The following is a 7,115-nucleotide window of genomic DNA, read 5'->3' as shown; positions in this document are numbered from 1 at the left end:
GACGGCGCCATTTGAAGACGAGGTTGGCGTTGACCTCATGCTCTCGGGCGATCAACGCGACGGATGCGCCGGGCAATAGCGTGGCCTCGACGACACGACGCTTGAACTCCACCGAAAAGTTGGGGCGGCGACTGCGGCGAGGAGTAGAGGGGGGCGTATCCACAATGGTGTCCACTAAAAAATGGTGGGCACCATTGTGGCTATTCGAGGCTAGGGCAGGCAGTGGGTGCAGGGCGGACGCTTACAGTTAAGCAAGGTTGATGTCTACACCACCACGCAGGTCAGTGGTGCCACCGATACCTCAGATCCCACCGGTAACACCGCGTTTACCTCTCAAACTCAGGACCGCGTGAGCACGGTCACGGTCCCGCTCATCGAGCCCTCAAACGTGGTGAGCCTGCCGAAAGGCCAAGCGTTTGCCTTGATCGAGGGGGGGAACCTTTGGAAGGTCCGTATGCCTCTCCCAGCGTCCGATCCGGATGAGGATATGCCGAAGGACTTACAGGCTTTGGCTGGGTATATGAGGAAAAACTACCTGGACGGTGGCGACTGGTGGAACGGATCTGGATTCGCTTCACCGATCGCGAATGCGTTGCCTGATGACCTTGAATTGGACCAGGGAGATGTCGTGCAGTCAGTGGCGATACCTGAACAGATGCAGCAGGAGCCGAGCGCATGATGATGCAACCCCAAACCCATACCCGCTCTGAGATCCGACTCGTTGAGCTGGCGGCCGAAGCGAATGCTTCGTTGTCTTTCGCGCTACTTCGACTCGTTGGTTTAGCGCGTCTGGGTTGGCTCGATGGGCAGACGTTGTTCGATCAACTGAATCGCCAGGGTATGGCACCGGAATGGGTCAGGCGAAACCTCTCGCCGGCAATCCGCTTGGTCGATCCCGTTGCCGGCCAAGTGGTTCTGCGCTGCGAAACGGCTGTCGTCACATTACATTAGGACTCCGCTATGGCTGACCTGGCAAACACTGCACAGCAACAGCAGATCAGAGAACAAGGTTGGTTAGGGAAGACGATCTCTCTCCCCTTCCGCTTCATCGGGGTGATGCTGCTATCTCTGTTTCTCAGCGTCATTTTCGAATGGATCGGCCTCTACTTCTTTTGGAGCGATCAGGGATGGCACCACGCCCGCGACATGATGTTCCTTGAGCTGGACTGGATCTCGGAAGACTTCACAAACAGCTTCATCATCGAGGAGCCAGGGCTGACAGCAAGCCAATTGATTGAGGCTGCATACAAGGCAGGCTTTGAAGATACCGGCATCGTGGAGTTCTTCCATGGCCAATCCGAGGCCTACCATCGAGAGAGCCTACGGGGCGACGGAAGCTTCGACCAAGCGATCGGCTCGGCTATGGTCCTAATCGAAGACTATGCGCTGGCCGCTGTGTTTTCCGTTCTTACCTTTCTCGTTCGGCTGATTGTGCTAACCCTGACCACACCATTATTTCTGATGGCTATTGCGGTCGGCTTGGTAGACGGCCTGGTCCGAAGGGACATCCGCCGGTTCGGCGCGGGGCTCGAGTCTGGTTTCGTCCATCACAGAGCCCGAGCGACCATCAAACCCTTGGCGGTAGCGCCTTGGCTGATCTATCTCTCGATGCCAGTCAGCATCAGCCCCCTTTTGATTCTCTTGCCTTGCGCAGCCCTCCTAGCCCTCTCAGTGAGCGTCACGGTAGGAAGCTTCAAGAAATACCTGTGATGGGTGTTGCGGCCCGCAACATAACGAGGAGTCGAGTAATCCATGACCCGATATGAATACCGAACGCATTACGAACCGTTGCCCTATCAACAGGAAACCATCGGGAGGCTGATGTTTAAACAGTCCAGAGAGAATTTCGGCGCGCCTGAGGCTGCTGCATTCGCCTTGCGGAGTCAGCAGCAGGTTCTAGCCACTTTTGGCGAAGAAGGCTGGGAACTGGTCTCTACCGAGCCTGTATGGAAGACGGTTGGACTGGCCGGAAACCATCAAACAGATCAGCCCGGTAACGGGAATACCATCGTCGACGGCTATCTGTTCTTTTTCAAAAAACAGCTCCCCTAGTTCCGTGGTTGGCACGTCAACAAACCGGTCAACAGTTTTTTTTCCGTCAATAAATAGGTGAACCACGTAGATCGCATTTCCTGCGGATAAACCCGCAGAGGCTTGGCAACCTGACACTCAATGTCACGCCAGGATTCAGAAGATGACGATCAACGAGCCCCTCTCAAGAAAGCTTACAGCGCCATTGCTCGTTGCTTCGGCACTTCTGCTTTCCCCTCTTTGCTCCGCAGCTGCAACGGCAGACGAGCAGGCGAATCTCGAACTCATCCTTCGTCAGCTGAGCATGATCGAGAAGGTTGCGCAGAAGAGTGCAGGCCGGCCTTCCCCTGAGGGCGGGCGTTACCACTTCGACTACCAGCGGTTGCTTGAGGATCTCGGCCAGGTACGGGGTGGCATCCAAGGCTACCTCTCTCCCGCTCGCGCTCAGCCTCGTGACCCCGGCCAACTTTCGGGCCATTACACCCGCACCGGGTCTGACAGGCCGTGAGCGCGATGACAGCGGCGCAGAGCGCTGCCTTCAAGGCAACAAGCGGATTTGCTGCTGCCAAGTTTTCGGATCTGGTCGTCGGGATCGTCCTGGCTGTGCTGTTGGTCTGGGGCGCATGGGCGATCACGACGGCATACAAGGGGTGGGCAAGAGGGCAGGTAGAAAAGTCAGCGCTAGCGTCTCTGATTGCGCGGTTCTCGATGATCTATCTAGTCCTGCTCGCGGTACTGGTCTCTTAAACCCGAAGTTCTTTAGCTGTGTCACCCAACCAATGCCCAAGGAGGCATCTCATGAAAGCAACCGCTCGTATCTCACCAATGACCCGCGTAAACGACTGGGTTAGCTCGAAAAAGAACCAGGGGCTGCTGCTTGCCTCGATAGCAATGGGCGCGATGACGTCCGCACGCGCCGATCTACCAGAGGTGGAGCAACCATCCCGCGGCGGCAATGGAATCCTCGAGCTTTGGCAGAACTACAGCTACGACATCATCGTGCTGCTGGGCCTGATTGTCTGCAGCGTCGCCTTCCTGGGTGTGGCTTATCACTCATACAACGTGTACGGCGAGGTGCAGGCCCGTAAAGCGACATGGGGTCAATTCGGGGCGACGGTCGCCGTTGGTGGAGGGTTGATCGTGCTGATCATTTGGATGCTCACCAAAGCCTCCGAGATCCTTTGACGCCAGTCCCTGCTCCCGAGGACAGATCCCATGACAGACAGCAATGAGCCGGTCAGCTTCACATCAGAGGGCACGGTGAATTTCTTGCCGAACCGCCTCAACAGGCAGCCCATTGTTGTGCTGGGTCTGACGGCGAATGAGCTGTTTTTTGTTGGGCTGTCCTCGGCGGCTGCAGGCGTGGTTATCGGCATTCCTTTCGCCTTTGTCTTCTCGGCCTTTGCCATTGTCCCGACCGTAGTGCTCTTTGCGGTGTTTTTGGGCATTGGTTTAGGCGGTCGAGTGCTGCGGAGGGTGAAACGTGGCCGGCCGGACGATTGGTTCTACCGGAATCTGCAGTGGCGGATCGCAAACCGCTTTCCTCTGCTGATGGCATGGACAGGTGGGCAGGATCTGATCAGGCGCTCAGGGGTCTGGTATCACCGGCGAGGGGAAAGATAGTGAGCAGAGTGAGAAACGAGGTGCGCCGCCTCGAGGGGCACGTTACATCGCTGAGAATTGCGCTGTTGCTGGTAAGCATGCTTGCTGCGTATGGCATCTATGGCATGAAGACAGCACCGGACAGCTTGAATATTCATGTGCCGCCTGATCTCCGTTCAGGTAGCTCGCGCATGTGGTGGGACGTTCCGCCAGAGAACGTCTATGCGTTCACCAGCTACATCTTCCAGCAGCTCAACAGCTGGCCGGCCGATGGAGCCAAGGATTACAAGCGAAAAATCCACGCCTTACAGAACTACCTTACCCCGGCCTGCAAGGTCTTCTTTGAAGGTGATTACGAGTTCCGTAACAAGAACAACGAACTCAAAGGGCGGGTCCGGGGTGTTTATGAGTTGCCTGGTCGGGGCTACGCAGATAACAAAGCCCTGCGCGTGCAGCAGCAGTCGATCAACGACTGGGTCGTGAATCTCGACCTGGCAACGGACGAGTACTACTCCTCAGAGCCGGTTAAGCGGACGTTCGTTCGCTACCCGATTCGGGTTGTTCGCCTGGACAAAGACGCGGAAAAAAATCCGTGGGGGCTTGCTCTGGACTGCTACGCAAGCGCGCCGATGCGCATCGCAACTCCTGATGAAAAAGCTGCAACAACCGCGGAGGTCAAGTGATGGCTCGAGCACAATTGCGCTCGCGGGCGTGGCGGTTACTGGCCGGTCTGGCGGTAACCGTCAGCGGCTCCGCTAATGCGGTAGAGATAATGCGGTGGGAACGTTTACCTCTGGCCGTACCGCTTCAGGTCGGACAGGAGCGGATCATCTTTGTCGATCAAAATGTTCGTGTCGGCATCCCGTCTTCCATTAACGATGACATCCGTGTGCAGAGTGCCAGTGGTGCCATTTACCTGCTGGCCTCCAAGCCGATCGAGCCGACACGGATTCAGCTTCAGTCTGCAACCACTGGTGAACTGATCCTCGTCGACATTGCAGCTACTGCGGTGGAGGACGGAGCACCGGAGCTTGAGCCGGTGAAGATTGTAGGGGGGGATACCCCGCCGGAGCGTTATGGAAGAGCTTCTGACAGCAGTGATGAAGTGGATGAGGACGAGGCAGGGCCAGCGGAGCTTACCAAGCAGCCGCGAGAAACTCCGGTTCCTGTAGTGCTGACCCGCTATGCCGCCCAGTCGTTGTACGCGCCGCTGCGGACGGTGGAGCCGGTTGATGGGATTGCCCAAGCCAACATACATCCACGTCTCGATCTATCAACCCTTGCACCTTCGTTGCCTGTTCGAGCGCGGGCCTTGGCAGCTTGGCGACTGAGTGAATTCTGGGTCACTGCGGTGAAGCTCACCAACCTGACTGCGCAACCTCTCGATCTGGATCCGCGGGCTCTGCAGGGTGATCTGCACACGGCCACGTTCCAGCACTCTTACTTGGGGCGTCGAGGAGATCCGAGCGATACGACGGTGGTGTACCTGGTCACTCGCGGTCGCGATCTCGCCAAATCCATCCTCCCTTCCCTGAGTCAGGTGGACTCGGCCAGTAACCAGGGAGGGACTAACCATGGCGATCAATAAGTCAACCGGACTTCTTAAGTGGCTTGCCGCTGGCATTGCGGTGGTGTTGGTGTTGGCCATCGTAAAGGTGGTCAACAACGGCAAGGTCGAGAAAAAGACCCAAGAGGTTGTTGAGGCTCCAGTTCTTTCCCAGGAGGAAATGGATCTGTTGGGCATCCAAGGGGATACGCCCCAAGACACCGTCGCCACGCTGGTGGGGCAGGTCAAGGCCATGCGAACTGAGATGAAAACAGCTCAGGCGGCCAATGAAGAGCTCCTGAAAGAGAACAAGCGACTTCGGGCTCGTGAGCGCGAAATCGACTCTCGCATCGCAAGCGGCCTGGCTGGAGAGCGCGCCAAGATTAAGGGTGACCGTGAAGAGGTAGAAAGGGCCAAGAAAGAAGCGCGTAGCCTGCTCGATAAATTCCGGAGCGCATATGAGAACCGTATGCCCGGCAGCAAGGACGATAAAGAGCTACCTGTGGGCTTTGGGTTGAAGGAGGGTGAAGGATCGAACTTCGCCAGTGGCGGCGACAGTATGGTTTGGATCGATCCGTCAGACCAGCTCCAGGCAGACCCCAAGGCGAGCGGATCGTCTAGTAGTGCGAAGGGCGAAGGTTACAGCTTCCCTACAAGCTTTGGCGATGCTGTCGATAGCACTCAAGCGAAGCTGAATACTGGAGTGGCGAGGACCCCGGGCGGCTCGAAGAAGAAGGAGGTCAGGCCGGTATACACCGTGCCTCAGAACTCCACCCTGATGGGGTCCACGGCCATGACCGCCCTGATTGGGAGAGTCCCGATCGACGGAACAGTGAATGACCCCTACCCGTTCAAAGTCATCGTCGGCGCAGACAACCTAACAGCCAATGGCATTGATCTGCCCGAGGTCGCCGGCGCGGTTGTAAGCGGTACAGCAACGGGTGATTGGACTTTGTCATGCGTTCGTGGCCAGGTCCGCAGCATTACCTTTGTCTTCAACGATGGAACGGTACGCACCCTCCCTACCCCTGAGGATGCTGCGCAGGCCAAGAGCGTATCAAACCAGAGTAAGGGCCGGCAGCTGGATCAGATTCAGGGCGGACTGGGCTGGATCAGTGATCCATACGGCATCCCATGCATCGCTGGGGAGCGCAAAAGCAACGCCAAGCAGTACATCGGTACCCAGAGCCTCGTAACTGCAGCAGGAGCCGGCGTCGCTACCCTTCTGGGTAACCAGGACAAAAGCAAAAGTGGAACGGCTGTCTTCGGAAGCTCAGGTTCAGGCCAGTTCGCTTCGTCCACCGTAACCGGTAACCAGGCGATGCAGCAGATCCTCAGCAGCGGCGTCAGCGATATCTCGGACTGGGTTAACAAGCTCTATGGAGAGGCCTTCGCAGCCATCTATGTGCAGCCCAACGCGAAGGTCGCAATCCACATCGATCAAGAATTGCAGATCGATTATGAAATCAAAGGCCGCAAGGTCCGGTACGCAATGGGGGCTACTCATGCTTCGACGCTCGATTGAGATTGCAGCGGTGATCGTTGTAGCAGCTGCTGCACTTCAAGGCTGCACGACGACCAAGGACGAGATGCTGCCTCATGGTGACGAGACGATGATGGATGTCTGGCTGCAGAGCACCGGGGGAGGCGCGGGGGGGATAGGTGAACGAAAGCTGCTGGACGCGAGACAGGATCTTCGTCGGGCGATTTCGACATCCGATTCGGTTCAGGAGGAAAACGCCAGATACACGCGTACGGCTCAGAATGAGATCTATAGCCAGTTCAAACGCCTGCCTAACCCAGACCTTGTTATGTACGTTTATCCGCATTTGGCGGGTACCGATCCTGCTCCGATCCCCGGCTACAGCACGGTGTTCCCGTTGTATCAGCGGGTTCAATACGCAATGCCAGGTGAGCGGACCGAGGACTACTGACA

12 protein-coding genes and 1 pseudogene are annotated in these 7,115 nt (G+C 57.1%); 12 read left to right on the top strand and 1 reads right to left on the bottom strand.

Annotated features, from left to right (window positions below; translation table 11 throughout):
- The coding region (locus IEG05_RS23460; RefSeq protein ID WP_191122018.1) for a transposase at window positions 1-163 on the bottom strand (163 nt) is incomplete at its 3' end.
- Window positions 164-244: 81 nt separating this feature from the next.
- Between IEG05_RS23460 and IEG05_RS10680 the strand changes: the two are divergent.
- From IEG05_RS10680 to IEG05_RS10625, 12 genes and pseudogenes are all read left to right on the top strand, one after another.
- Window positions 245-679, top strand: a pseudogene (locus IEG05_RS10680) (hypothetical protein); the annotation flags it as partial.
- Window positions 676-951, top strand: a complete 276-nt coding sequence (locus IEG05_RS10675; RefSeq protein ID WP_191122017.1) for a hypothetical protein — start codon at window positions 676-678, stop codon at window positions 949-951. The pseudogene IEG05_RS10680 and the gene IEG05_RS10675, both read left to right, overlap by 4 nt.
- Before the next feature lie 9 nt (window positions 952-960).
- Window positions 961-1,710, top strand: a complete 750-nt coding sequence (locus IEG05_RS10670; RefSeq protein WP_191122016.1) for a TIGR03747 family integrating conjugative element membrane protein — start codon at window positions 961-963, stop codon at window positions 1,708-1,710.
- A gap of 42 nt (window positions 1,711-1,752) precedes the next feature.
- The gene (locus tag IEG05_RS10665; RefSeq protein ID WP_191122015.1) at window positions 1,753-2,052 is read left to right on the top strand and encodes a hypothetical protein; all 300 of its coding nucleotides are present in this window, start codon (window positions 1,753-1,755) and stop codon (window positions 2,050-2,052) included.
- Window positions 2,053-2,194: 142 nt separating this feature from the next.
- Window positions 2,195-2,539: an integrative conjugative element protein, RAQPRD family gene (locus IEG05_RS10660; protein ID WP_191122014.1), complete on the top strand. Its 345-nt coding sequence runs from the start codon at window positions 2,195-2,197 to the stop codon at window positions 2,537-2,539.
- Between the two features lie 5 nt (window positions 2,540-2,544).
- Window positions 2,545-2,778: a TIGR03758 family integrating conjugative element protein gene (locus IEG05_RS23630; protein ID WP_191122023.1), complete on the top strand. Its 234-nt coding sequence runs from the start codon at window positions 2,545-2,547 to the stop codon at window positions 2,776-2,778.
- A gap of 78 nt (window positions 2,779-2,856) precedes the next feature.
- Entirely contained in the window at window positions 2,857-3,216 is a 360-nt protein-coding gene (locus IEG05_RS10650; protein WP_191122022.1) for a TIGR03745 family integrating conjugative element membrane protein, read from the top strand.
- A gap of 30 nt (window positions 3,217-3,246) precedes the next feature.
- Entirely contained in the window at window positions 3,247-3,654 is a 408-nt protein-coding gene (locus IEG05_RS10645) for a TIGR03750 family conjugal transfer protein (protein WP_191122013.1), read from the top strand.
- Window positions 3,654-4,316 (top strand): PFL_4703 family integrating conjugative element protein, encoded by a 663-nt coding sequence (locus IEG05_RS10640; RefSeq protein ID WP_191122012.1) that lies wholly within the window; start codon window positions 3,654-3,656, stop codon window positions 4,314-4,316. The genes IEG05_RS10645 and IEG05_RS10640 overlap by 1 nt, the downstream gene beginning before the upstream one ends.
- 14 nt (window positions 4,317-4,330) lie before the next feature.
- A complete protein-coding gene (locus tag IEG05_RS10635; RefSeq protein ID WP_419581652.1) occupies window positions 4,331-5,221 on the top strand; it encodes a TIGR03749 family integrating conjugative element protein in 891 nt (296 codons plus the stop codon).
- Window positions 5,208-6,704, top strand: a complete 1,497-nt coding sequence (locus IEG05_RS10630) for a TIGR03752 family integrating conjugative element protein (protein WP_191122010.1) — start codon at window positions 5,208-5,210, stop codon at window positions 6,702-6,704. The genes IEG05_RS10635 and IEG05_RS10630 overlap by 14 nt, the downstream gene beginning before the upstream one ends.
- Window positions 6,685-7,113, top strand: coding sequence for a TIGR03751 family conjugal transfer lipoprotein (locus IEG05_RS10625; protein ID WP_191122009.1), 429 nt, complete (start codon window positions 6,685-6,687; stop codon window positions 7,111-7,113). The genes IEG05_RS10630 and IEG05_RS10625 overlap by 20 nt, the downstream gene beginning before the upstream one ends.
- Window positions 7,114-7,115: the final 2 nt, after the last annotated feature.

It is taken from the genome of Stutzerimonas kunmingensis (assembly GCF_014764705.1).
Taxonomy (GTDB): Bacteria; Pseudomonadota; Gammaproteobacteria; order Pseudomonadales; family Pseudomonadaceae; genus Stutzerimonas.
The sequence above is the reverse complement of the archived record's forward strand: the minus strand, read 5'-3'. Positions and strand labels throughout refer to the sequence as shown.